This window comes from Rubritalea squalenifaciens DSM 18772, assembly GCF_900141815.1.
Lineage (GTDB): Bacteria > Verrucomicrobiota > Verrucomicrobiia > Verrucomicrobiales > Akkermansiaceae > Rubritalea > Rubritalea squalenifaciens.
This window is the reverse complement of sequence record NZ_FQYR01000003.1, coordinates 581,748-605,816: the sequence shown is the minus strand read 5'-3', so window position 1 is coordinate 605,816 and position 24,069 is coordinate 581,748. Positions and strand designations below refer to the sequence as shown.

Genomic DNA, 24,069 nt, shown 5'->3' with positions numbered 1-24,069 from the left:
ACTATTTTAACCGTTGATCAGCTCCTCTGGCATCAATTTTCATTGAAATACGCTAGTTTTGTCCTGCCCCGTCTAGGAATTGCGGATTCCTTCTAGCCAAATCTCAAGCTTCCCTTTACAAGTTCCCCAACCCATTCCTCCTAGTGAGAAAATTCTATGGCTGACGAAAAACCTACTCCATCACCTGAATCTGAAGACGAAAGTTTCTGGGATATCGACTCTCAGGGGGTCGATGACATCATCTCTGAGGCCAATGAGCCAAGCCAGAGCAGTACCCACACTCCTCAGGCTGAAGTAGCTGAATCAACCAATCCACAACCATCAGAAGGAGCATCCCCTACGAAAACAGCCGCAGCGAAAGCTCCAGCCTCTCAGCCAAGTAAACCAAAGACACCCACTTCGGCCGTAGAGAGAATCTCCCAGGTCACCGTTTTCCTCATCCTCATCGCTACTGGGTATTGCTTCTTCGGCCAAATCTCCACCCAGTTTGACACATCAGATCAGCGCGAATATAGCGCAAACACACCAGCCACGGGAAACTTCGCTAGCATTGACCATATAGACTCCTGGTGGCAGGAGCCTGCATCTGCATTTAGCCGTGAAGAAAATGCTCTGGTACCTGCTGCAGAAATCCATTTGGACCCTTCCTCTTCAAAATCCGGCACACTCCGTATCGTCTTCTACAGTATGGAAAAGAACTCGGATGGCACTCCAAAATCAGCAGGTGATTCCATCACCGTGAACTTTACCGACGGCAAGTTCTCAAACGGCACTTCCTCATACACCGCCATCGGAACAGCCGGGCTCAGCCTTATGGGAGATTTTTATGCCTACCGGAACCAAGATGAGACTCGCTGGACGGTAGAGGTTCGTGAAGCACCTGCCGGAACTCAAAGCAACAAGGATTTCAAAGACCTCGCAAAAGCTCCCATCTCTGCCACAGTCAAAGAGCCTACGAAGTAGAGCTGACTACGCTGAGCCTCTCTTTTTCCCCAACACAAAGGATAGGCCAGAGTCTACGAGGAATTTTCCTGAGAGAAGACGCCTGCCGATAAGCACTGGGTGCTTCATGGCGGAACGATTGGCCAGACTGAGAAGGACTTCTTGCTCAGCGCCATCGGCAAACTCGATGGTCGTCGTCACAAAATAGCGGTGCATTGCCTCACCATTGGAGCTCTTTACCTGAGTATCTTTGACAACTTTGGCTTCGACTTGCTCTCCCTCATGCCCATCGAACCAGAAACGTATCCATTCCTCACCCTCTTTTTGAAAGACTTCAATATGCTCTGCATGAAGTGAGGATGTCATGGCACCAGTATCAATCCTCGCGTTTACATTCTCGATCCCCCAGTTGGGGAACCAGACCTTCTCACTTCTGCCAATAACCTTTTTATCCATTACTTCATTTTACCTTAGACTCACGGCTTTGCCGCCAACAAACTATCTGCCATGGCTCTGGCTCTCTCACCATCACCGCCACCCAACATGCGGACAAGCTCGTCCACCCTGGCATCACCATCTACTTTTTTCATGGTGGAACGGGTCCTACCCTTCTCCACCTGCTTATCCACGACAAAGTGCTCAGCAGCCACTGCCGCCACTTGAGGAAAGTGCGTGATCGCTATCACTTGATGTCTCTCACCCAGAGCAGCCATCTTTTCCCCTACTGCTCTGGCTATTTCGCCACCAACGTTGGCATCAATTTCGTCGAATACCATCAGCGGGGTTGCATCTTGGTCAGCTAAGGCACTCTTCACAGCCAGCATCACACGTGAAATCTCTCCACTGGAGGCAATCTGCCTCAAAGGCTTGAGTGGCTCGCCAGGGTTCGGTCCAAAGTGGAAATCCACGGATTCCAGCCCCCCCTTATCGGGTGACGCATGAGCCTCCAGGCGCACCTCAAAGGAAGCCTGTTTGAAACCTAGCTCCTTCAAATGGGATGCAATCTCCTTGGAAAGCTTAGGAGCCTGTTTCCGGCGCTTATCACTGAGTTTCAAGCCCAGATTCTTAAGTTCCTCCAGCTTCCGCTTTACTTCGCTCTCTAGTGAATCAAGAAGTTCACCACGATTTTCGTAACTATCCAGCTTTGAGCGAATCTTCGCTCCATGGACTACAACATCCTCCAGCGAAGGACCATACTTTCTCTTGAGCGTTTCAAAGGTATTGATTCTATCCTCCAAGGCTTGTGCCTCGTTGCCATCGACATCCAGATCCTCCACATAGTCCACTAGGCCACGCTCCAGCTCCTGAAGCTCCACTATGGCGCTATCCAAACCTTCAAATAAAGAACGTATGGCCGGATCCAGACGCTCCAGCTCTCTGGCCATGCGCTGAACATCAGAGAGGGATTCATTAACCCCCTGCTCAAGTACTCCTGCCGTTTGCGTAGCAAGCTCTACCAAGCGCGTGCTATTGGATGCACGCTGGTACCTTTCTTCAATGTCACTTTCCTCTTCGGGCTTCAACTCGGCTCGCTCGATTTCTTCCACTTGGAATCTCAGTAGATCAAGCTCCTGCTCACCGGCCTGCTCTTGTTTCCGAAGAGCTTCATACTCGTTATGCTTCGCCTTCCAAGCCTTCCAGACATCACGGTAGGCAGACAACTCTTTGTCCGCAGCCGCATAGGCATCCAGCATCGCGAGCTGACGATCTATGCAAAATAGTGACTGGTGATCATGAGGTCCATGGAGATCCACCAGATACTCTCCCAATGATTTAAGAACAGATAAAGTCACTGGAGAATTATTCACGAATTGTTTGTTAGAGCTTTGCCCCATCACCCTGCGTACGATCAGCTGATCTCCCTCGCAGGCCTCGACACCAGCCTGTTCTAACAAACGGTTGATTTGCTTCGAATTCTCCAGATCAAAAACGGCCTCTACGCTACAACTGGATTCACCGGTACGGATCATTCCCTTGTCTCCACGCTCACCAAGTACCAGCTTGAGTGCACCGACTATGACCGATTTGCCAGCGCCGGTTTCGCCGGTCACCCCGATGAGCCCCTTGCCTAATTGCCAAGATAAATGATCGACCAATGCGAGGTTTTTTATATTCAGTAGCGTAAGCATTCCGTTTTGCGAGTTGGTCGCGATTATGCAAGCATCTGCTCCATAATCAACTTCACATCTGCAAAACAAAGCCAGCACAGACCTCAGGATCTCACAACTCCTTCACAACCAATCACCACACCTCTGACATTTTGACTCCCACCATCACATTCCTCGGCACCTCAACCTCAGTCGGCATTCCTGTAATTGGCTGCGATTGCACTACTTGCACTTCCACTGATCCGAGGGACAAGCGAATGAGAGCCTCTATCCATTTACAGACCCCCACTCACTCCATTCTGGTGGATGCAGGCCCTGACCTTCGTCACCAGGCCCTACGTCACAATTTGCGTAGAGTCGATGCAGTACTCTATACCCATCACCACCTAGACCATATTTCAGGTTTTGATGAGCTTAGAGCCTTTTGCTGGCGCAGGGAAGACCCACTCCCTCTGTACGGCACAGATGAGTGCATGAGCGAGCTCAAGAGAATGTTCGCATGGGCATTTGCCCCGGAAAACACCTACAAAGGATACGTCAAGCCAGACCCTAAACCGATATCTGGCCCGTTCAAGCTGGGCGAACTAAGCATCACTCCACTCCCAGTCGATCACGGTTCCGTAGAGACAATCGGCTACCATTTCAGCTACCCGGACAATCCAAGCATTGCCTACATTCCAGACGTGAAGCGAATCCCTGACTCCACTATGGAAATTCTAAAGGATGTAGATTACCTCATCATCGACTCTTTGAGAAATTACGAGCACCCCACACACATGAGTATTGCTGAAGCTCTGGAAGCATCTAGGAAAATGGGTGCCAAGAACACATGGCTCACGCATATTTCCCATGAAACTGACTACCGTATCGAGCAGAGAAAGTTCCCTGAAAATGTCCGCTTCGCCTACGACACCCTCGTCATCACATAGATACTTGGACTCAGACACTAAACCTGCTAGACAATTGATAATCATGAGATTTCCCGCCTATTTGCTGCTTATTCTATTCTGGTGCCAATCATTGGCCACAGCGCAGTCAGCCATTCAGAAAGAGTCTATCATCATTCTGTACAATAGCGACGATGCCCAGTCCAAGGAACTCGCAGAATACTATGCCAACAAACGAGAGATCCCACTGACCCAGCTAGTGGGCCTCCCTTTGCCCAAGAAGCGCCACATTACCCGGGATGAATACAACACCCTCATCAAGGAACCTCTAGTAAAACTCTTTGATCAGAAGAGCTGGTGGCAGACGGGAAAAACCAAGGATGGTTTAACCATCGCAGTCAGGAATAAGATCCGCCTCATTGTCTCCGTACGCGGTGTCCCCTTTGGTGTAAAACAAAACAGCGTGCCGCTAGAGGGTGATAATCAGGCAAAGCTCAAGATTAGCAACCGCGCATCAGTAGACTCCGAACTCGCAGCCTTGGGAATCATAGATGCCCCCATCAACGGACCTCTGGTCAACAAATACTACAAGTCCACTGAGCGGTTCGCTAACACACGACTACCCTTCACCATGCTCACTGGTCGTATCGACGGCCCCACTTTTGAAATCGCCAAACAACTCATCGATGACGCCATCGACACCGAGAAAACAGGCCTCTGGGGTATGTGCTATTTGGATTTCGCACACAAAGGCGCCAGCTATAAAGTGGGTGATGATTGGATAGAAAACATCGAGAAAGAGAACTGGAAACACGGGATCCCCACGACTGTGGATCACAACAAACAGACCTACCTCACCAATTACCCTATGAGGGACGTCGCTCTCTACTACGGATGGTATATCTCCAGCGTGAACGGCACCTTTTTGGATCCCAACTTCCGACTCAAAAAGGGCTCCATCGCCATCCATATCCATTCCTACAGCGCTTCTGATATTCACAATGCAGGTCATCACTGGGTAGGACCACTCTTAAAGAAAGGAGCCGCAGCCACCGTAGGAAATGTCTACGAACCTTACCTATCCCTCACCCATAATCTGGACATCCTACATGACCGCTTACTGAAAGGCTTTACCCTGGTAGAGGCTGCAGCTGCAGCAATGCCCGCTCTGTCCTGGCAAGGACTCGTTGTAGGCGACCCACTCTATAGACCCTATCTGCACCTCGATGGATCTGGAGAAGTCCGTGATGAAGACAAGGTTTACCGGGCCATTAATCTCGCCTGGAGCAAATGGGCTAATGACCCTGACAAGCTGATTACCAAGCTCCGCAGTGCTGCAGCCAAAACCAAAGATGCCCGCCTCTATGAAGTCTGTGGTCTCTGGTACATCTACATGGATAACATGCAAGCCGCCGCTGCCTTTTTCAATTCAGCGGAGAAATCCTATCTCTCACCGCGTGATGAGATTCGCATCACCCTGCACCTAGCAGACATGTATCGCAAGATCGGCAAGAAAGCCGATGCCCTGAAACTGCTACGCGAAACACTGGAAAGTAACAAAGATGAGCCGGCCGCAGAATCACTCAGATCACTGATCACCATTCTCGACCCACCACCTCCACCACCTGCCGAACCCCGCAAAAAATAAACCTTCATGCCAGCTGCCTACCAAAAACTCCTCGAGCAGACTTCAGATACCCTCCGAATCCAAGAGACCGAAAATTTATCACTTCCTGATGAGTTAGAACTCCAGTCTATCTGGTACAATGGTCTTTTCGGCAGAGAGTTCACCACCATTCATGGTGACCAGGTCCGCATCAAGCAGTTTGGCTTTTGGAACCGTTCCGCAGGCCCGGACTTTCTCCACGCAGCCATTGAGATCAATGGCCTAGTCAAGTCGGGGCCACTGGAGATTGACACAAACTCCACAGACTGGGAAGCACACGGACATCAGAGTAACCCTGCATTCAATGACACCATTCTCCATGTCGTGTTCCAGAATGGCCCACACACGCACTTCACCAGAACTTCAGAGCAGCGAGAGGTTCCCAAAGTCATCATCCCCAGAGACATCATTGAGAAAGCACTGAATCACCCCCCGATCGCACGCACCACAGCACACCCTGGCAGATGCTCTCACCCGCTTCAATTTATGGAAGGCGAGAGAATCGATACTCTCATGAAAAGTGCTGCCAAGCACCGCCTGCAATACAAAGCCGGCTACCTGGCCCACATCAGGGAGACTCACGGCAGTGATCAAGCCCTCTGGTTCGCACTAGCTCAAACACTGGGGTATAGGCCTAACAAGGTCAGCATGACCTTGATCGCCCAGCGACTACCAGTCCGCTACCTTGTTCAACATAGCAACATCTCTACAGCCCTACTCTTCGGCTGTGCCGCCTTCCTCCACCCAGATATCCATGAGAAAGCACCAGAGGACTCCCGCCAGTGGCTCAGAGAGCTCTGGGATACCTGGTGGCAACACCGTATCGATCATGAATTGTCTACTGAGCGACAGATCCCCTGGGTCATGAGCGGGATTCGCCCTGTCAATCACCCACAGCGTCGCCTAGCAGCTTTGGCTCTTGTTTGCCGTCACTGGAAAGCTTTCAGAAAACTTTCCACTCAACCCAGGTCTCTCGTGAAATGGCTTTCTGAGTTAGAAGACCCATTCTGGTCCCACCACTACACCCTCACCTCCAAGAAATCCGAGCGCAAACTCAGCCTGCTGGGAAAAGACCGCATCCAAGACTTACTGACTAACCACATTCTTCCCCTTCAGATTCTGGAAGGACAGCCATCTGCTTGGGATTACTATCTCAGCCTTCCGGCACCTTCTACCAATGAGAAGGTCCAGAAAGCAGCCATACGCCTTTTCGGCAAACGTAGTGATTCAGCCAATTTCCTCAAGAGAGCGTGGCAACATCAGGCGCTCTTGCAGATTTACCAGGACTTCTGCCTCCAAGACGACTCCGATTGTGACGAATGCCCCTTCCCCGAGCAAATCATGCAATTCTAGCGCAAGTCTCACTTCATAAATCATTTAATGAAATGAGACAGTTAAGCTCACCAAACTTTTTCACAAAAAAACGAAAAAGCTTCTTGCCATTTATCGCGTGAGGCACTACGTCTCTGCCCGCCGCAAGGCACCCTAATCACCAACGAATGCGCAGATAGCTCAGTTGGTAGAGCAGTTGGCTTTTAACCAATTGGTCCTGGGTTCGAGTCCCAGTCTGCGTACTTCTCCAATAAAAAAAACCTGCAAGACTTCAGTCATGCAGGTTTTTTGTTGTTTGATCTAGAAAGAAAAAAGGCGCCCTATGGACGCCTTGCTTCAAGAAATTGATTATTGCCAGATCCAGGTGATGGGCACCTCGATATCCTCCCTGAGACTCTTATGTACCGGGCATGTGAGCGCAGCATTGATCATGAGATCCTTGAAAGGAGAATCCTCAGGCATCGGCATGGTGATTTGAACAGGAAGCTTGGCTATCCTACGAGGCATGTCCTCAGACATGTGCTTCTCCACCTTGATGGACAAACCTTCCAGAGAGATCTCCCTGCGTGCCGCTACGATGCCCATGATAGTAGCCATACAAGACCCTAAAGCTGTAGCCATGAGGTCTGTAGGAGAAAATGTCTCCCCTTTGCCATTGTTGTCTACTGGAGCATCAGTCTGAAGCATCTTCCCTGATGGTCCGTGAGTCGCTGAACATCTCAGCTCACCTTCATAATTAACCGTAATTTCTACCATAAACTATTCTTCTTCCGGAATATCGGAGGCTGGCACCTTGATAGACTCATCTACCAAGACCACCCTGAATCCATATTGGTTGTCTCGCAAACCAGGAGCAACCGCAGAGCGCCAGCGCACCAACAACTGGTGCTCAGCGTAAGTCGCCCAACTACCACCCCGGACCGTGCCCGTATTATCATCTTGCTTGTAGTTGTCGGTCACCCACTCAAAGGCATTTCCACAGAGGTCGTACATGCCCAGGTTGTTAGGGGGAAATTTACCGACTGGAGAGGTATTCTGATAGCCATCATTGTAGCCTTGAATACTGCGCTCCTTACTAATCCCTTCAGCTTCAGCGGCTGACTCGTCTGACAAGTTGCCGACCAGCGCTTTCGGCGGAAACTCTCCTCCCCAGAGAGTCAAATCAGCGAGCACTGGGTTATTACGAGCACTACCATTTCTCTCCCACGGACTTAAGCCCTCTTTTTCCTCCACTCCAAAGAACAGGCTCCACTCACTGTCGGAGGGTAATTTATAGCGATGCTTGTCACTAATACGCTCTTCCTTTCTCTCTTTCTCTGTGAGCCATTTGCAGAAGTCGATGGCATCCTTGCGGTTGACTCCGACCATTGGATGGTCTGGCCCCTGCTCAAACCCTGGATTTCTCCCCCCCCTGTGACCGCTACTCTTGATAAACTCAGCATAGTCAGCCACGCGAACTTCCCAAGCCGATGCCATCATGGTGTCTGTCACAGGCACCATTTTCATTTTGAGACTATTCTCCCATGGCTTACCGAAGACCACACCATTATTACGCTTCAGTTTGACGGTATAGCGGCGCTCCTCCCGGTCAGCGAGATTGAGGACCTCAGTATGCTTTCTGTAGCCATCCATCCGCATTTCCACCATCACTTTACCCGGGCGAATCTTTTCGACAGGGATAGGAGCAACTCCACGCCACTCGCCATTCACATAGACCCGCGCCCCTTCAGGGTCAGATGCTATCCGTATGCTAGCATAGGGGATCATTTTGACCTCACAGCGCGTGGGTAAAAGACCCGCTTTCTTCTGCACATCACCAAAACCACTGACTACGAGATCTGGATCTTGCCGTGGAATGATCATCTGAGAGGTCTCCAAGTATCCATTATCTAAGGAAAGCTGCTCCAGCCAATGGGTATAATTCTCAGCCACTTCTCTGGTCATTAAGACGATTTCCCCTACTTCACCATTCTGACTAAAGGGAACATATTCAAATGCTTTTACGTTCGGGTACTTCTTAAGGAATTGAGCAAATTTACCCTTTTTGACGAAGCCTGACAGGTGGGCATCATCGACAGGTAAATACGTTACCCCCAATGGGTCTATCCAAGGAACATCAGCCACGGGAGGCGTAAACTTCTCCAGCTCTTCACTCACCTCATCCAAGTCCTGATCCGGAACCGTATAAGTCACCGTCTTGGGTTTGAAGCCGCTCATTTCAAATCTGAAAGTGACTTCAGTACCCGGTTTATAATCCCTGAAATCCGTGGGAGTCTGTTGCTCAAGCAACAAGCCATTCTCGTAGACGTAAGCCCCAGTAGGCTTGGTCGTGATCACGACAGCACAATGCTCATACTTGGGAGCCTTCGGTACGCTATCTGCCGGATTTACTCCTCCGTTTTGACCATTCCTCTTGATGTCCGTGAGCTTAGGCTCGACCTCCCAAGGTTTGGTATAGTAAAGCGCAACACTGGCCATTGATAGCAGGAGAACAGCAAGCCCCCCCTTCATGGCCCAGGAGTTCCGCTTTAGACGGATACGCTTACCTCTCTGAAGCCTCTCCAAGGCCTCACTGAGTTGCTCAGCAGAAGTGATGTTTCGTTTACTGACACGCGGCTCACAAATCTCACAAATCACTTGGTTAAAGGCGAGCAACTGCTTGCGCTTCTCACCACCGGGCAACTCATCAGGCAGCTCCGGGAACTGCATGCGGTCTTTACCCGTGATCATTTCATATAGAACCTTACCCAGACTATAAATATCCGCTTGGGCCGTACCAGGCCCCTCCGGAGGAACAAAGCCCTCGGTACCCACGAAAGTTCTCTGTCCCCTGGCAGCCACCAGACCGATGTCGGCCAGCTTGGCTTTCCCACCCACGAAAATCACATTACTGGGCTTCACATCCCTGTGCGCCAAGCCCTTATTGTGTAGATGCACGAGAGCATTGGAGAGGCGGATTCCCGTTTCGAGACAAAATTCCAAGTCGAGAGGCTTGCCATTGGCCTCCACCAAATCTGAGCGCAGGGTACGCGCTTCATACTCCACGGGATTGATCTCACGCCCCTTGCGGATGTCATCGCCGAGCTCCATCACATAGTAATAGAAGACATCCTCACCTTCTTTACTACGCCCTACGTGAAGGACATTTACGAGACCCGGATGATCGCGAGAAATTGGTTCAAACTTGAGAATGCCTTCAAATTCACGCTCAAATCCGCGGTCATCCTCAAAGTCCTCACGCCAGACAATCTTGACCGCCCTCCAGGCCCCGGTAACACCGCGGGCAAGCCAAACCTCACCATAGGAGCCACCGCCGATTTTGCGGAGCACCTCATGATCTGGAATCTTGACGTCTGGGCGGATCTTGTTGGTCATGGTTATTCAGATTCCTTCTCCAGCTTGGCTAGCTCTTTCTTCAGAACGGAACCAACACGATGCTTTGCGAGATAAACCTGAGCCATGCTGACGCCTAGTCGATCCTGAACCTTCTTGGCATCCCATTGCTTGACCACATAGCAGTCAAAAATCTGATATTGCTTAGGCGACACCTGAGATTTAACTCTCGCAAGCGCGGCATCAGCGATGTTTTTCTTCCATTCTACCTCCCACAATCTGTCCAGCACATCCCCCTTGGGATCCTCTACACGATCGATCACAGCTGTTTTACGCTCGTCGTCGGCAAAGCCTGCTGTCATGGCAGTATCTTTCTTCCGCTTACGGAATTGATCATTGATACGCCAGCGGGTCATATTCATGAGCCAAGTCTTGAAGCTGCCCTGCTCTGGATCATACAGTTGCTTCTTGGACTGCTTAGCAATAGAAAGAATGGTCTCCTGGACACAGTCAAACGCCTCTTCGGATCGCAGACCTGACTTCAGGGCCACGCTGTAGATCAACCTCCAGTAGGTCTGGTAAAATTCATCCCAGGTACGCTGGTCTTCCCAGTTATCCAGGCGGGCAATGAGGCTCTTGCGGGTTTTGGCAAACCCGCTCTGCAGCATCTCATCTCTCTCTTTATCCTCTTCTTCGTCTGACATCTTTAAGAAATCCATAGCACATCGTGCACCATCTGTCTCGCACCGTTGTTCAAAAAACGACAATCGTTGCTTAGTCTTATCAATTATCTCAATAATTTAATCACTTAATGCGAGGCTAAAACCACACTATAGTACAGATAATACAAACTTCTGGATACACCTCCCATTGTGGAAGCTTGAGCATTGTACCAGCCGTGGGGAATATTCCGAAAAAAATCGCGTTCGCCAAAACACATGATCTAAAGCCATCAAAGAGAGCAGATATTCAGCTAAAATTTTCTGAAATCCCTAGAAATCAACGATTTTACTTTCACTTCGTGAAGTTTCGCCCTAATTCGCACTCATGTCTTTCAAAGATCTCGGACTCTCAGAGCCTATTCTTAAAGCCGTTACAGAAGCCGGCTACGAAAACCCTACCCCCATTCAGGCACAGGCAATCCCATTGGTATTGGAGGGTCGAGATGTCGTAGGTGCTTCTCAAACTGGCACAGGAAAGACTGCCGCATTCGCCCTCCCCTCTCTTTCGAAAATCAAACCCATCGGCAAACCTCAGATTCTTGTCTTGGAGCCTACAAGGGAACTGGCACACCAGGTTGCTGAGCAGTTTGAGACCTATGGAAAGCATACTGGCTGCAAAGTGGCCCTACTCTACGGAGGTGTAGGCTATGGAGCCCAGACAGAAGCTCTCCAAGCCGGTGCTGACATCGTAGTAGCCACTCCAGGCCGCATGGTAGATCACTTCTACAGAGGCACCATGCGCTTCGGAGACCTAAAAATTCTTATCCTCGATGAGGTGGATCGCATGCTCGACATGGGTTTCCTTCCAATCGTTCGCAAGATTGTCAATCTCTGCCCATGGAAGAATGCACTCAACAAGCCTCGAGAGGAGCGTGAAGAGAAGTTTAAGCTTAGAGAGTTTGCCGACCGCCAGACACTCTTCTTCTCTGCCACCATGCCTCCAGCCATCCAGGGGTTTGCAGATTTCTGCTTGGACAACCCGGCTAAAATCGAGATCGCACGTCGTGAAGTGGCCAAGACCATCAACCACGCCTTCTATCCAGTCTCCATGGATCAGCGTGATGATCTACTGCTCGCTCTTCTCAAGCAGACGGATTTCAACTCCGTCATGGTATTCACCCGTACTCGTAAAGAAGCCGACCAAGTCTGCTCCATGCTGAACACACGTAGCGATGCCAAGGTCACCGCCATGCACTCAGACATCAAGCAGTCTGATCGCATGAAAGCTCTCAGTGGCTTCAAAGACGGCACCTACAACATCCTTGTGGCCACAGATGTCGCTGCCCGCGGCATCGATATCTCCACGGTGACTCATGTGATCAACTACCGAGTCCCTGAGAATGCAGAAGACTACGTACACCGCATCGGCCGTACTGGCCGTGCCGAGTCCGAGGGTGATGCATTCACCATCCTCACTGCAGACGAACTAGACTTCGCTACTTCAGTAGAAAATTTTGTGAACCAGAAGATTAAGCGCCGTAAGCTTGAAAACTTTGACTACAAGTACACAGCCTTACTAGACGAATCCCCGGCCAAATCGATTAGAAAGAAACGTCCATCTGCCCCTCGCAGACGCCGCCGATAGTCCTCACTGATCAGTCGTTTTATCGTTAGATCCATGCGTGTCCTCTCTATTGACCCAGCTGTCAGGAATACAGGGTACGCCGTGATCGAAGGCGATCACAGCAAGCAACGTGCGATTGACTACGGGGTCATCTCTATCCCCGCCAAGATTCCCCAATCCGGAGCACTCTCCGCCGTCAGGACTGGACTGGCTAATTTGATCACCCAGTACGAGCCTGACGTGGTCGCCGTCGAGGGAATCATCTTCGTGCAGTCTGTTCGCACGGCCATCAGCATGGGCGCAGCCAGGGCGGCGGCTTTGATAGCAGCCGCCGATCACGGGCTCGAAATCTACGAGTACGCCCCCAAGAAAGTCAAAAAAGCCGTCGTTGGAAATGGTAACGCGGATAAAGCTCAAGTTGCCTTTATGGTCAGGGCTTTGTTAGGATTATCTGAAACACCGCCTCACGACGCCGCTGACGCGATCGCCATAGCAATTGCACACCTATCTGCCTCAGACCCCGCCAAGGCCTCCTTGCTCCAATCTAGCCGTGTATAAAGCCTAATCGCCACACAATTAGACACTCACGTCAATGTGTGCGATGTTAGCCATGCAACTCAAACCAGTAGCATGATGAAATATACACTATTACCAATGCTTGCTGCGGCAATGACCCTAGGCTTTGTCGCGTGTGAGAAGAAAGCTGAAACAAGCACTACAAGCTCAGAAGCCTCTCAGGAGGCTACAGCTGAAGGCAAGACTTATACCGTCTCCATGACGGGCGTTGTCTGAGGCGGCTGTGAAAAGAGTGTCCGTGCGGCATTCGAAACTATCACCGGGGTGAAATCGATTGAAGTCGATCGCGCCAACAAAGACGCCCAGACTATCACCATAATAAGCGATGGTGATTTCACCAAAGAAATGGCTATTCAGTCCTTAGGTCCCAAAGCTGAAGAGTTTGTTGTTGTAGAAGTGACCGCGAAGTAATCGCAACAGACATCACTTAAAACCAGCCTCGCCACCATCCAGTGTGCGGGGCTTTTTTTAATAGACCCCGAGCATCTGCTTGAAACAAGCAATACCAAATTGAGTCCTGTTAGCAGTAGGACGTTTAGGCGTTCTTACCTCCCACCCTTTGCCCTGGCCATATTCTAATAGCTTGCTGGTAGGATGAACCATTACGTTATGCTCGCAGATATCCAGCATCGGGATATCCGCGTGACTATCAGAGTAGCCCCAGCTATTGGGCAAAACATCCCCCTCACTCCAGCCCTCCGGGAAATGTTTCTTCATACGTCCCAGCTTGACGGCCCCTTTGTTATTACCGCCGTAAATATCCGGGAAGAGATCAACCTTCCCATTGATGACTACACGAGTTCCATACCAATGATCGAAACCCAGTGCCGGCCCCAAATATTTGACCCAGATTTCCGGGCTAGCAGAATTAAGAATAGTCAATCGCCCTTCCGACTTCTGGCGCTTCACCTCATCAACGATCTCATCGTAGAGGCCACCCTCCATCAATTCATCAACGAACTCCTTAGCATAAGCATCCAGGACAGACTGATCTAAGCCATAGAGGTAATTTAAAAACACCCTCTTCATCCCTTCTGTGCCGATCAACTTATTGAACGGCAAAAACGGGAGAAACCCCAAAACATGCAAGCGACGCAAAGGCTCCTTTTTGAGTACAAAATTACAGAACAGCAACTGAGTATCCCAAGGCACAATGGTCTGGTCCAAATCAAATAGCGCGTATCCCTTCATGTTCAACTGACTACTTTAATATCTCCGAAGCTTACGTAAATCAGCACACCATCCATCTCCCCACAATAAGCACCACGACTATCGCAAATCTGTGATGCCAGCGCAATGAGGTCCCACACATCGTCCTCAGCACAATCCAATTTTCGGAAGGTCAGGAAATCGACGCCGTTCTGTTGCCCGAAATCGTGCACACGCTGGGCATCCTCCTTCAAATTGCTATCGATGGACTCATTCCCCCAGGCCCACAGGAATGATCCGGTACCAAGGTCATAGGTACCCATCACCTGGCAAGCCGCAGAAACCTGCTTACCATTTGGTAAAGTCCAGTGGATCAATCCAGCTTCATCATCCAGCCCCCACTCGGTCACCTTGCTAAAGTGCCAATGCTCCTCAAGATCATCCATGATACTCGCCAGGCGGTAGCATGCATTCTCCATCTCTGAGTCGATGTTGTATCCGTCCTTCATTTCCTGTCTCTAGCGGTTCAACCCCAATCAAGCAAGACATGCCGATATCGTGGATACAAAAAAGCCTCTCGGAATCTACCGAGAGGCTTTGGAAATTTGCTGATTCAGCGGAATTACTTGGAAGCAGAAACGTAAGATGCCTGAGAAACACCCTTACCGATCTTGGACTTCTTGATCCAGCTCATGGTGCCACGAAGACGCTCGCCAACTTCTTCGATCTGATGCTTGGCTTCAGCCTTGCGGATCGCGTTGAAGTTCTTGCAGCCGTCCTTGTATTCCTTCATCCACTCTTTGGCAAACTTGCCGTCTTCGATGCGCTTAAGCTGAGCAGCCATACGCTTCTTAACAGAGTCGTTAATGATCTTAGGACCAACTGTTACGTCACCGTACTCAGCAGTCTCAGAGATGGAGAAACGCATACCGGCGATGCCGCTCTCAACCATGAGGTCAACGATGAGCTTAAGCTCGTGCAAGCACTCGAAGTAAGCCATCTCTGGCTGATAACCAGCTTCAACAAGAGTCTCGAAGCCAGCCTTAACAAGTGCGGATGCGCCACCGCAGAGAACAACCTGCTCACCGAAGAGGTCAGTAACAGTCTCTTCACGGAAGTTTGTTTCGAAAACACCAGCGCGGGAACCACCGATACCCTTGGCCCAGCCAAGAGCGATCTTCTGAGCTTTGCCGTCAGCATCGTTCTCGATAGCGATGAGTGTTGGTACACCCTTGCCGTTTACGTACTGGGAACGAACAGTGTGACCTGGGCCCTTAGGAGCAACCATGATTACGTTAACGTCCTTAGGAACGGAAATGAAACCGAAGTGTACTGCGAAACCGTGACAGAAGATGAGGGTCTGACCCTTCTTCAGGTTTGGAGCGATTTCCTTTTCGTATACTTCTGGGATAACAGTGTCTGGAAGAGCAACCATGATGACATCGCAGTTCTTTACTACTTCAGCAGTGTCATCAACTTTGAAGCCGAGCTTCTGAGCTACGGCGCGAGACTTGGACTTCTTGTAGAGACCGATGGTAACATCGCATCCACTATCCTTAAGGTTCAGAGCGTGTGCGTGGCCCTGTGAACCGAAGCCGATCACTGCGAGTTTCTTGCGCTTGATGCTCGCAATGTTGCAGTCCTTGTTTGTGTAGATTTTAGCAGCCATTCCTTAGTTGTATGAATTGGTTTGTAAGTGTTCTTGCTCAGCACCTTATTGAGGTCTTGGCTAAGTCCTAGAACGGCGAAGAAACTGGTATTACATACTCAATCAGTCAAGAATACAAAAAGAATATGCCGTAAAAACTCAACCCTTTCGCGAAAAAGACCATGTTTCACCCTGATACACTCAAGGATGTGACGATTTTTACATAGCTCATTCTAAGATTTGTCGGAAGGTAAGGTTAATCCTAGGGCCTTTCACTCGAGCCATCTTGGGAATGCTGTGTAGCCAGTGATCCTGAGTCGTGCCTTTCATCACTAAAAGACTGCCATCCTCTAACATCAATTCGACCTTCTCCCCGCTCTTCTTGTGCTTGAACAAAAATCTACGTTCCGCTCCAAAACTGACAGATGCAATCACCCCGTGCCTCCTAAGCATCGTCTCATCATCACTGTGCCAAGCCATCCCCTGACTGCCATCTTCATAGAGATTGAGTAAGCAAGAATTGAAATGTGCCCCCAAGACTGCACCCACCCGATCACGCAACTGACTGAGCCCGGGAGACCATGGCTGCGCAATCTTCACAGTGCCTGAATAACGATAGCGATAACGCTTGTCACCACACCATGCTACCTTACGTGCCGTAAGGATACGTTTACCATAGATGACGGCCTCATCTTGGCGCCACTCGGTCTCCCTCATCAACTGGCCAAAATAGGCGCCCTCAAAGATAGGCCCGTGATAATAAGCCTCCCCATCACAAGGAAGTAGATTCGCAGCCGGGTCATAGCCAAAAAGGTCCATCTCAACGACGCTCTCTATCTAGCAATCTCTTCTTCCGCTCCACCCCCCAGCGGTAACCAGATAAAGACCCATCCGCCCTAACAACCCGGTGACAGGGAATGACGACTGAGACAGGATTCGCTCCACAAGCACTAGCTACCGCCCGGGTTGCTTTGGGCATCCCCACTCTCTGGGCCAGTTCGGCATAGCTTACCGTCTCTCCATGCTTGATCCCAGCCAGAGCTTTCCAAACTTTCATCTGAAAAACACTCCCTCTCAAATCCAGAGGCAAATCAAATTTCTGACTCGGTGATTCGATGAATCCTACCACCTTCGCGACGATTTCTTCATAGTCTTTTTCACCCCCTAAAAGCACCGCTTTTCCGAATCGTTTTTCCAAATCATTCACCAACTCCTGAGGGTCGTCACCGAGGAATAAAGCACAGATACCTTTTTCAGATGAGGCCACCAAAACTGCTCCTAGCGAGCACTCTCCTACAGCGAAACGGATGACCTCACCTTCTCCCCCTTTTCGGTAGCGATTAGCAGCCATCCCCAATATCTCATTCGCTTCTTCATAGAACCGGGAACTAGCCCCGTAACCCGACGCATAGATAGCGTCTGTAACGCTGTCACTCTCTGATAACCTCTCCCTGAGCTTATCCGCACGGCAACTCTTCACATAGGCTCCCGGTGTACAGCCCAGAGTCTCTTTAAATACTCTCTGGAAATGATAACGGCTCATACCCACCTTCCTGCTGACATAGTCAATCGTTTGCCCTTCACGCAAGAGGACACACGCTCGCTGGACAGCAGAAGCATGCCCGCTCGGAAGATCTGGATGTTTATTCGTCATTCGATCCTTACCTTACAGCCTGGACGACCCTAAAACATCCCGATTTTTGCTAATCTGGAGTCTAGGTGTATACCACCACAGGCCCCACACCGCCAGCACCCTGCACACTGCGGAGCTTGCCGACAGCCTTCTTGATGGCCTCGACAGCCTTGTCCGTCTCATCTTTAGTCGTAAGAATCGAGAACGAGATACGCAGGCTGCTCTTAGCTCTGGCGTCATCAAAGCCCATTGCTTTCTGCACGTGACTTGGCTTTTGTTTCCCTGTCATGCAGGCACTCCCCGCAGAGCAGGCCACCCCGTACTCATCGAGCAGAATCAGTAGACCTGCCGCCTCGCAGCCCTCAAAGGAAAGATGAGACGTGTTCTTGGTGCGATGCTCCATGGAGCCATTAATCTGCACTCCATCGAGCTCTGTCAGCAGACGGTGCTCAAGATGATCTCTCAGCGCCCCGACGCAATCGTGACAGTCCATCTCCAATCGTGAGCGCATCAATTCTGCAGCCGTCCCCATGCCGATGATGGACGCCACATTCTCAGTCCCACTGCGCTTCCCCTTCTCTTGTCCGCCGCCTCGAAGCAAGGGTTCGAAACCAACCCCCTGACGAATGTACAGAGCGCCCACACCTTTCGGTGCGTGGAACTTGTGGCCAGAAATGGAAAGAAAATCGACAGGCACCTCCTTCACATCCACATGCGCCTTCCCCACAGCCTGAATCGCATCAGTATGGAATGGCACCCCAGCATCATTGGCCGCTTTATAGGCTTCTGCAATAGGCTGGATCACCCCGGTTTCGTTATTGGCCCACATAAGTGTCGCCATACAGACGTCCCCCTTAGACACCGCAGTCTTCCAGGCATCGAGGTCGAGTCTCCCCTCAGAGTCCACACCTACGCGCTCCACGAGGAAGCCTTCACGCTCCAATTCCTCACAGACTCTCAAAATAGCACTATGCTCAATGGCACTGGTCACAATCCTCTTATTCTCACCCGCCATCTTAGCCAGCGAGAGTAGAACCGCATTATTGGATTCTGTCCCGCAACCAGTGAAGTAGATCTCATCAGGTTCCGCGTTGATAAGCTGCGCCATCTGAACCCTTGCTTCCTCTATTGCCTCCTTGACCTTCTTCCCTGCACGATAGCCACTGGACGGATTATAGCACTGGTCCGTCAGATAAGGCAGCATCGCCTCCAGCACTTCTGGATGCACTTGAGTGGTCGCATTGGAATCCAAATAGATCATACCCACCAATACTCCTACAATGCCCGCCGATCAAGACTTTGAGCACAGATAAACGCCACTTACAGCCCAATCCAAATCAGTCCCACGGAATCGATCTGGATATCCTTCTTGTAGGGCTTCACCACATCCCTCTCTAGCTTGACCGCTGCCGGGTCGAACTTTTGCTCAAGCTCACGGATTTCATCTCTAAGCTCGTCTTCAAGTTCAGCGATTTGAGCGCGAATATCCTCTACTTTGGCTTCAGCCACCTCGACATCGCGGGCCTGCTGCATCGCATTACCCGCTTGGGTAACGGAACTACTGCCGCGACGAACATTAGTAGAACTGATTTTCTTCCGGCTGAATAACACTCCAATCACTGCGTTAAGAATACTCCCGCCTGCCCTTAACTTGGCATTATTTGCCTGCGTCCTCTCACGCTCCACAGCAGCAATGGCCCGGCTCAACTGCCCCTCCTTAGTCTTCACCTTACTTTCGACTTTATCGCGGATCTTTTCGATCGCCTCATCACGTGCCTCTCTAGCGGCATGTGCCAAGCGGGCACGGAACTGTCCCTCCACCTCTCCCATCTTCGAGTACTGATCTGTCAAAGGACAATAGAGCAGCTCAAGGCGCTCATTACGGTAGAGCCATTCTTCAAAATCATCCTCTACTCCTTGGTAATTTTTCTCGTTCATGGCAAAGCCCGGAAGCTCGGCAAAATCCACACCATCTGAGGGAACTTCCTGAAGAGCATCCAGGCTTTCTTTCACCACCACATCGTGATCCCAATCAATCCCGTCCTCTTGAATACGATTGATGAATCGCACGACGCGCGCTCCATCTATCCCACGCTTCTCATTACTGAAGTGCACGGTGGCCTGTCTCAGCAAGTGAGGAGTGTAGTGCTGACCACGGTGAGCTTCTGTGAAAAACTCTTCCACGCCATCACTCACCACTGGCCTAACAGCTCCTGCGGCCACACTTCCCTGCTGTTTCTCAGGCATGGCCATTGGGTTAGTATTAGGTGTCGCTTTATGCGGCACTTCCTTTTGTTTCCAGGCATCCCTTTTGGGATCCATCAAGGTCTTGATTTGCCTACGGGTCAGCGGACCACGCAAGTAGCTCATGACCCAGCGTACATGGAAGACCACCGGGCCATCCTCATGCACATTGTTCATGAGGAAAACTCTGCTACCCAAGCCGGCGAGCAAAGTCTCCATTGCTTCACGATCAAATGAACTATCCTGACTTGCTGCTGCACCTTGAAGGCCATCGAGAACACGCATTTTATCACGCTCGGTCTGCAAGCGCCCCAACCACCAGGTTCCAATGTTAGAGAGCGCTTTGTAGTCCAAATCTACTGGGTTTTGGGTAGCCAAGAGTACTCCCAAACCAAAGGCCCGTGCCTGCTTTAGCATGGTCATCATCGGCTTCTTGCTCGGTGGGTTTGCTGTGGGCGGCAGGTACCCATAGATTTCATCCATATAAAGCAACGCACGCAGACTCGTGGTCCCACTCTGAGTACGCATCCAACCCAGCATTTGATTCAGCAGGATACTGACAAAAAACATCCGCTCGCTGTCACTGAGGTGGGCAATAGAGAAAATCGAAATCCGCGCTTTGCCGTTATCCTGATACAGCATTTTCTGAATATCTAAGCTGGGCCCCTCCATCCAGGTAGAGAAACCGGGAGATGCCAGAAGGTTATTAAACTTCAGAGCCAACTCTTGGCGCTTCTTCGCCGGGTAAAAGCTCTCCAAGTCAATCACACCCACCTTATCAAAATCCGGATTCATGATCGCTACGATCAGACTCTCTATCGTGAGACTCTTCTCAGCATTCCAAGCATGATTGAATACGGTCGAGAGCAAAACAGCCTCTGGGCTTTGTATGGAATCTGCATCCACGCCAACCAAGGACAGCAAGGAGCTCACCGTGCTTTCAATACGGTCACCTAACAACTCACTATCGTCCATCACCTCGAAAGGCGGAACCTCCAAGGAACCTAGAATTGACACGGGAATCCCCGCACGACTACCTGGCGTAAATATATTTACATCCACATTCTCCCTGAATGCTTTCACACGATCACAGCCTTGTCCCCAGCTCTCAATCCCCTCCTTCCACATCTTAGCCGTCTTTTTGGCGTACTCCTCGCCGCTCAATCCCTTCTTCGCTGCATCGTCCTCATTAATCCAGGGGCGGAAATCGCTACCCTGCATTTCGGGAAAAGTAAGCATCAAATTGGCTATATCTCCTTTAGGGTCGATCACTATGGCCGGGATATTGTCCATGGCCGCCTCTTCTAACAGAGATATACAAAGACCTGTCTTTCCACTGCCAGTCATCCCAAGCACCACTCCATGTGTAACCAGATCCTTGGAATCATACATGACAAGCTGATCCTGCATTTCACTCTTCTTCAGGTCGTATTCACGCCCCAGATAAAACGCCCCTAACTTCTCATAGTCGGATTCCAAAATTTCCATATCTAAACATTAATCAAACCTCATGCCATGAAAAGCCAAAACAAATGGGGATAAGCTAAAAGCCTATCCCCACAGAAGTCATTCTATTGAGCACCCTATCAAGCATCCGCGATATCTTCGGCCGGATAAGTCCAGATTTCGCTCAGTGTCGGGTGGTAATGCGGTATTCGGGCCAATTGCCCAGCCGTAGCCCTGAAAGCCATGGCGACGACTATCTCATGGATTAACTCGGTTCCCTCAGGTCCTACGACTGCACCGCCAAGAATCTCTTTAGTCTTGGCATCCCCAATCAATTTCACGAAACCATGCTTACTTCCGTGTACCATGGATTTTCCATGATCATTGAAAGGATACGTTTCTACAAGAACTTCACGCCCTTCTCGCGCTGCTTCGATCTCGGTGATCCCCACAGTCGCCACCTGAGGCTCGGTAAATATTCCATAGAGCTTAAGACGGTAATCCATCAACTGGTACTCCGTAGGATCACATCCGCGCAGATACATCATCGCATTCTCTGCGGCTTTCTCACCTTGCTCGATAGCGATGTGCACAATCTCGTAGGGACCACAGACATCACCGGCAGCAAATATATTTGGAGCTGTCGTCTGCATACTTGCCTCCACCTTTACTTTGTCTTTATTCAGTGCGACTCCGGCCTTATCTAGAGCCAGTTTATCACTTGTTGCATTTCGCCCCAAGGCAACCAAGATCTCCTCCCCGGCGACTTCTACTGTCTGCCCCTTGTGCTCGAAGGTCACTCGCTTCACACCATCTGTTAGAACATCAACCTTGAGGATCTTTGTACCGCAGAAAACTTCTAGACCTCGATCTTTCAATGCGGTCTCCAGCTCATCCGCAACATCATGATCCATCCCCGTAAGCAGGTGCTCACTGCGCTGGATCACAGTTACTCTCTTTCCGATCCCATCATAATAATGCGCCAGCTCTAGCGCTATAGCGCCACCACCTAAAACAATCACTGACTCAGGGGCATCCTCTTTATCAAGCACATCATCACTAGTCAGATAGCCAGCCTCCTTGAGGCCTGGAATCTCCGGAACAAAAATACTGGAGCCGCTGGCAATGATAACGGTCTTCGCTTTGATGACTTCTTCGCCACCATCTCGAAGCTGAACCTTCAAGGTATTTGCATCTTCGAACCGGGCAAAGCCCCTAAGCAGATCAAATCTACCATCGTTAAGTTGACCCTCACGGTAATCACTGAAATCTTTAATCAACCAGCGCTTCCTCTCGATGATCTTCTTGGTGTCAACCGAACTCCCATCCACCTTAAGCCCGAACTCTTCCGCTTCGCGAATCACGATATTACGGTTAGCTGACTCGATTAGCGTCTTACTGGGCATACACCCTCGGAGTATGCACAGCCCGCCAAGCTCATCTGCTCCATCCACCACTACAGTCTTCATCCCACCAGCGGCTGCAGTGCGAGCCGCAGCATAGCCACCACTTCCACCACCAATCACAGCTACATCATATTCGGTCATGCCCTATCCATAGACGGCATCAAGAAAGTTGCAAACACCCATCTTCATTCACCAGACGGAAGCAGTCCAATTTTACGCATCTGGGTACGCATTTCCTGCGTCCCGCTGAACGTAAACGCCAACTCGCCGTATTCTTTATTCAGCTCTGCATATTGTTTGGCAACACGGTTTGCTACAATGTCATCCGATACGTTGCGAATGAATATGCCGTCTACCATTTCGGGATAATCTCTCAAGGCGCCAGCATAGATATCAGGATCCATCTGACTATCATCTCCTAGCAGAACATATTTTGAGTCTGGAAACCAAGCCACGACTTGATCAATAGCCTGTCTTTTGTGCTTATCGTGACTGGGGGTAATCCAATACTCAGGGGTCAGCCCCCAGTCGGTCATGAATAATCCCCCCATGGGGAGCTCAGCTCGAATGAAAACCCGCTTGAGAAAATGAGCCAAATTCCAAGGTGAGCTGGTAATGTAGAAGACGGGATTTCTCCCACCGGCATTGAGTTCCTGAATGACCTCAGATACGCCATCTACAAGTTCACGTGTCAGGGAATTCCCAAACAAAGTTGTCTTGAGCATTTTCCCCAGAGAGACAGCACCTGTCTCCATCAGCGTATCGTCCACATCACTGATAACCACCAATGGAGGAGTCGTGTAGTGGCTGATCAGCGGGTAATCTTTCTCATAGCCATAACCAGGCAAGCATACGGTCACTTTATCCACCTCTATTAATTCATCATGGTGAAACACAAAGTAACCTTCGGCATCTGACCGGCGTTCGAATTTCTGGTCTCCAATATGGATCTCAATGAATGCCTTCGGAATTTCACGCGTGAACCATTGGCTAGCCATACGGCGAAAATTTAACCACATCCCGTCTTCAGGGCTCGGAGGAATCAAACGTCTTTCAGTAAGCACGCGCCCAAACACATAAATACCCTTGGGATGCTTGAAGGAATTATAAACATCAGCCACAGGCCTTCTCCTCTTTCTGGGAATAATCCATGAGACGGCGCCCCACAGAACACCTAGTAACCATTCGATCACTAGGCAACCATGTCGTAGCCATATCCCCAATCGCTTCATTGTCGACATTCTAACACAAGCGTTCAGGGAACGCTAGCAACGAGAAATATTCACACCTATTTTGTACATATAGTTTTAAAATCCTTGTGTTTAAACAAATTCGTGACAGGATTATATTGGATTTCTCTTTGCATTCATCATGCATCCACCTTATGGTGGGCGCGTCCCAGCCGTTGTCAAT

Annotated in this window: 21 protein-coding genes, 1 tRNA gene and 1 pseudogene; 9 read left to right on the top strand and 14 right to left on the bottom strand. The window is 50.2% G+C overall.

Translation table 11 applies throughout. The features are described from left to right. Window positions 1–156: 156 nt before the first annotated feature. Entirely contained in the window at window positions 157–963 is an 807-nt protein-coding gene (locus tag BUB27_RS07905) for a hypothetical protein (protein WP_143183273.1), read from the top strand. Window positions 964–969: 6 nt separating this feature from the next. Here BUB27_RS07905 and BUB27_RS07900 read toward each other — a convergent pair whose 3' ends face one another. Continuing rightward, window positions 970–1,398 (bottom strand): ATP-dependent zinc protease family protein, encoded by a 429-nt coding sequence (locus BUB27_RS07900; protein WP_143183272.1) that lies wholly within the window; start codon window positions 1,396–1,398, stop codon window positions 970–972. A gap of 20 nt (window positions 1,399–1,418) precedes the next feature. Next, window positions 1,419–3,071: a DNA repair protein RecN gene (gene recN / locus BUB27_RS07895; protein WP_143183271.1), complete on the bottom strand. Its 1,653-nt coding sequence runs from the start codon at window positions 3,069–3,071 to the stop codon at window positions 1,419–1,421. Window positions 3,072–3,307: 236 nt separating this feature from the next. Here recN and BUB27_RS07890 point away from each other — a divergent pair, with 236 nt between their 5' ends. The 4 genes from BUB27_RS07890 to BUB27_RS07875 all read left to right on the top strand — a co-directional run bounded on the left by BUB27_RS07890 (window position 3,308) and on the right by BUB27_RS07875 (window position 7,177). After that, window positions 3,308–3,979 carry an MBL fold metallo-hydrolase gene (locus tag BUB27_RS07890; protein WP_143183270.1) on the top strand — a complete coding sequence of 224 codons (672 nt, stop codon included), beginning with the start codon at window positions 3,308–3,310 and terminating at the stop codon, window positions 3,977–3,979. A gap of 43 nt (window positions 3,980–4,022) precedes the next feature. Next, on the top strand, window positions 4,023–5,585 hold the full coding sequence (locus BUB27_RS07885; protein WP_159434867.1) for a TIGR03790 family protein: 1,563 nt from the start codon (window positions 4,023–4,025) through the stop codon (window positions 5,583–5,585). 6 nt (window positions 5,586–5,591) lie between these two features. After that, entirely contained in the window at window positions 5,592–6,956 is a 1,365-nt protein-coding gene (locus tag BUB27_RS07880) for a DUF2851 family protein (protein WP_143183268.1), read from the top strand. Window positions 6,957–7,104: 148 nt separating this feature from the next. After that, a tRNA-Lys gene (locus BUB27_RS07875) sits at window positions 7,105–7,177 on the top strand. A 106-nt stretch (window positions 7,178–7,283) separates the two neighbouring features. Here BUB27_RS07875 and BUB27_RS07870 read toward each other — a convergent pair. From BUB27_RS07870 to BUB27_RS07860, 3 genes are read right to left on the bottom strand one after another with little or no spacing between them, the layout of a single operon-like run. Further along, complete coding sequence (locus BUB27_RS07870) at window positions 7,284–7,691, bottom strand: OsmC family protein (protein WP_143183267.1); 408 nt, start codon at window positions 7,689–7,691, stop codon at window positions 7,284–7,286. Between the two features lie 3 nt (window positions 7,692–7,694). After that, window positions 7,695–10,310, bottom strand: coding sequence for an SUMF1/EgtB/PvdO family nonheme iron enzyme (locus BUB27_RS07865; RefSeq protein WP_143183266.1), 2,616 nt, complete (start codon window positions 10,308–10,310; stop codon window positions 7,695–7,697). A gap of 2 nt (window positions 10,311–10,312) precedes the next feature. Beyond that, window positions 10,313–10,972 (bottom strand): sigma-70 family RNA polymerase sigma factor, encoded by a 660-nt coding sequence (locus BUB27_RS07860; RefSeq protein ID WP_143183265.1) that lies wholly within the window; start codon window positions 10,970–10,972, stop codon window positions 10,313–10,315. Window positions 10,973–11,315: 343 nt separating this feature from the next. Between BUB27_RS07860 and BUB27_RS07855 the strand changes: the two genes are divergently transcribed. From BUB27_RS07855 to BUB27_RS18900, 4 genes are all read left to right on the top strand, one after another. Further along, window positions 11,316–12,575 (top strand): DEAD/DEAH box helicase, encoded by a 1,260-nt coding sequence (locus tag BUB27_RS07855; RefSeq protein ID WP_143183264.1) that lies wholly within the window; start codon window positions 11,316–11,318, stop codon window positions 12,573–12,575. A gap of 33 nt (window positions 12,576–12,608) precedes the next feature. After that, complete coding sequence (gene ruvC / locus BUB27_RS07850; protein ID WP_143183263.1) at window positions 12,609–13,112, top strand: crossover junction endodeoxyribonuclease RuvC; 504 nt, start codon at window positions 12,609–12,611, stop codon at window positions 13,110–13,112. 72 nt (window positions 13,113–13,184) lie between these two features. Next, window positions 13,185–13,346 (top strand): hypothetical protein, encoded by a 162-nt coding sequence (locus BUB27_RS18905; RefSeq protein WP_159434866.1) that lies wholly within the window; start codon window positions 13,185–13,187, stop codon window positions 13,344–13,346. 48 nt (window positions 13,347–13,394) lie between these two features. Next, window positions 13,395–13,541 carry a hypothetical protein gene (locus tag BUB27_RS18900; RefSeq protein WP_159434865.1) on the top strand — a complete coding sequence of 49 codons (147 nt, stop codon included), beginning with the start codon at window positions 13,395–13,397 and terminating at the stop codon, window positions 13,539–13,541. A 57-nt stretch (window positions 13,542–13,598) separates the two neighbouring features. On the opposite strand, the gene BUB27_RS07845 is transcribed toward BUB27_RS18900, so the two are convergent. The 9 genes and pseudogenes from BUB27_RS07845 to BUB27_RS07805 all read right to left on the bottom strand — a co-directional run. Next, window positions 13,599–14,321 carry an HAD family hydrolase gene (locus BUB27_RS07845; RefSeq protein WP_143183262.1) on the bottom strand — a complete coding sequence of 241 codons (723 nt, stop codon included), beginning with the start codon at window positions 14,319–14,321 and terminating at the stop codon, window positions 13,599–13,601. Window positions 14,322–14,323: 2 nt separating this feature from the next. Further along, window positions 14,324–14,788 carry a DUF6882 domain-containing protein gene (locus tag BUB27_RS07840; RefSeq protein WP_143183261.1) on the bottom strand — a complete coding sequence of 155 codons (465 nt, stop codon included), beginning with the start codon at window positions 14,786–14,788 and terminating at the stop codon, window positions 14,324–14,326. 113 nt (window positions 14,789–14,901) lie between these two features. Further along, the gene (gene ilvC / locus BUB27_RS07835) at window positions 14,902–15,948 is read right to left on the bottom strand and encodes a ketol-acid reductoisomerase (RefSeq protein ID WP_143183260.1); all 1,047 of its coding nucleotides are present in this window, start codon (window positions 15,946–15,948) and stop codon (window positions 14,902–14,904) included. A 207-nt stretch (window positions 15,949–16,155) separates the two neighbouring features. Further along, window positions 16,156–16,746 (bottom strand): alpha-ketoglutarate-dependent dioxygenase AlkB family protein, encoded by a 591-nt coding sequence (locus BUB27_RS07830; protein WP_143183259.1) that lies wholly within the window; start codon window positions 16,744–16,746, stop codon window positions 16,156–16,158. 1 nt (window position 16,747) lies between these two features. Next, on the bottom strand, window positions 16,748–17,581 hold the full coding sequence (locus BUB27_RS07825) for a bifunctional transcriptional activator/DNA repair enzyme AdaA (RefSeq protein WP_143183258.1): 834 nt from the start codon (window positions 17,579–17,581) through the stop codon (window positions 16,748–16,750). A 61-nt stretch (window positions 17,582–17,642) separates the two neighbouring features. Beyond that, window positions 17,643–18,821, bottom strand: coding sequence for a cysteine desulfurase family protein (locus tag BUB27_RS07820; RefSeq protein ID WP_143183257.1), 1,179 nt, complete (start codon window positions 18,819–18,821; stop codon window positions 17,643–17,645). Window positions 18,822–18,880: 59 nt separating this feature from the next. Next, window positions 18,881–21,292: an ATP-binding protein gene (locus BUB27_RS07815; RefSeq protein ID WP_143183256.1), complete on the bottom strand. Its 2,412-nt coding sequence runs from the start codon at window positions 21,290–21,292 to the stop codon at window positions 18,881–18,883. 98 nt (window positions 21,293–21,390) lie between these two features. After that, window positions 21,391–22,797, bottom strand: a complete 1,407-nt coding sequence (locus BUB27_RS07810; RefSeq protein WP_143183255.1) for a dihydrolipoyl dehydrogenase family protein — start codon at window positions 22,795–22,797, stop codon at window positions 21,391–21,393. Between the two features lie 203 nt (window positions 22,798–23,000). Then, window positions 23,001–23,654, bottom strand: a pseudogene (locus BUB27_RS07805) (phosphatase domain-containing protein); the annotation flags it as partial. Window positions 23,655–24,069: the final 415 nt, after the last annotated feature.

What these genes read in the sequence shown, in the direction of transcription:
- recN (WP_143183271.1), bottom strand. Translation starts at nt 3,071, where the DNA reads ATGCTTACGCTACTGAATATAAAAAACCTCGCATTGGTCGATCATTTA.
- BUB27_RS07825 (WP_143183258.1), bottom strand. Translation starts at nt 17,581, where the DNA reads ATGACGAATAAACATCCAGATCTTCCGAGCGGGCATGCTTCTGCTGTC.
- BUB27_RS07865 (WP_143183266.1), bottom strand. Translation starts at nt 10,310, where the DNA reads ATGACCAACAAGATCCGCCCAGACGTCAAGATTCCAGATCATGAGGTG.
- BUB27_RS07855 (WP_143183264.1), top strand. Translation starts at nt 11,316, where the DNA reads ATGTCTTTCAAAGATCTCGGACTCTCAGAGCCTATTCTTAAAGCCGTT.
- BUB27_RS07885 (WP_159434867.1), top strand. Translation starts at nt 4,023, where the DNA reads ATGAGATTTCCCGCCTATTTGCTGCTTATTCTATTCTGGTGCCAATCA.
- BUB27_RS07815 (WP_143183256.1), bottom strand. Translation starts at nt 21,292, where the DNA reads ATGGAAATTTTGGAATCCGACTATGAGAAGTTAGGGGCGTTTTATCTG.
- ruvC (WP_143183263.1), top strand. Translation starts at nt 12,609, where the DNA reads ATGCGTGTCCTCTCTATTGACCCAGCTGTCAGGAATACAGGGTACGCC.
- BUB27_RS07900 (WP_143183272.1), bottom strand. Translation starts at nt 1,398, where the DNA reads ATGGATAAAAAGGTTATTGGCAGAAGTGAGAAGGTCTGGTTCCCCAAC.
- BUB27_RS07870 (WP_143183267.1), bottom strand. Translation starts at nt 7,691, where the DNA reads ATGGTAGAAATTACGGTTAATTATGAAGGTGAGCTGAGATGTTCAGCG.
- BUB27_RS07890 (WP_143183270.1), top strand. Translation starts at nt 3,308, where the DNA reads ATGAGAGCCTCTATCCATTTACAGACCCCCACTCACTCCATTCTGGTG.
- BUB27_RS07845 (WP_143183262.1), bottom strand. Translation starts at nt 14,321, where the DNA reads ATGAAGGGATACGCGCTATTTGATTTGGACCAGACCATTGTGCCTTGG.
- ilvC (WP_143183260.1), bottom strand. Translation starts at nt 15,948, where the DNA reads ATGGCTGCTAAAATCTACACAAACAAGGACTGCAACATTGCGAGCATC.
- BUB27_RS07840 (WP_143183261.1), bottom strand. Translation starts at nt 14,788, where the DNA reads ATGAAGGACGGATACAACATCGACTCAGAGATGGAGAATGCATGCTAC.
- BUB27_RS07820 (WP_143183257.1), bottom strand. Translation starts at nt 18,821, where the DNA reads ATGATCTATTTGGATTCCAATGCGACCACTCAAGTGCATCCAGAAGTG.
- BUB27_RS07860 (WP_143183265.1), bottom strand. Translation starts at nt 10,972, where the DNA reads ATGTCAGACGAAGAAGAGGATAAAGAGAGAGATGAGATGCTGCAGAGC.
- BUB27_RS07830 (WP_143183259.1), bottom strand. Translation starts at nt 16,746, where the DNA reads ATGGACCTTTTTGGCTATGACCCGGCTGCGAATCTACTTCCTTGTGAT.
- BUB27_RS18905 (WP_159434866.1), top strand. Translation starts at nt 13,185, where the DNA reads ATGATGAAATATACACTATTACCAATGCTTGCTGCGGCAATGACCCTA.
- BUB27_RS07905 (WP_143183273.1), top strand. Translation starts at nt 157, where the DNA reads ATGGCTGACGAAAAACCTACTCCATCACCTGAATCTGAAGACGAAAGT.
- BUB27_RS07880 (WP_143183268.1), top strand. Translation starts at nt 5,592, where the DNA reads ATGCCAGCTGCCTACCAAAAACTCCTCGAGCAGACTTCAGATACCCTC.
- BUB27_RS07810 (WP_143183255.1), bottom strand. Translation starts at nt 22,797, where the DNA reads ATGACCGAATATGATGTAGCTGTGATTGGTGGTGGAAGTGGTGGCTAT.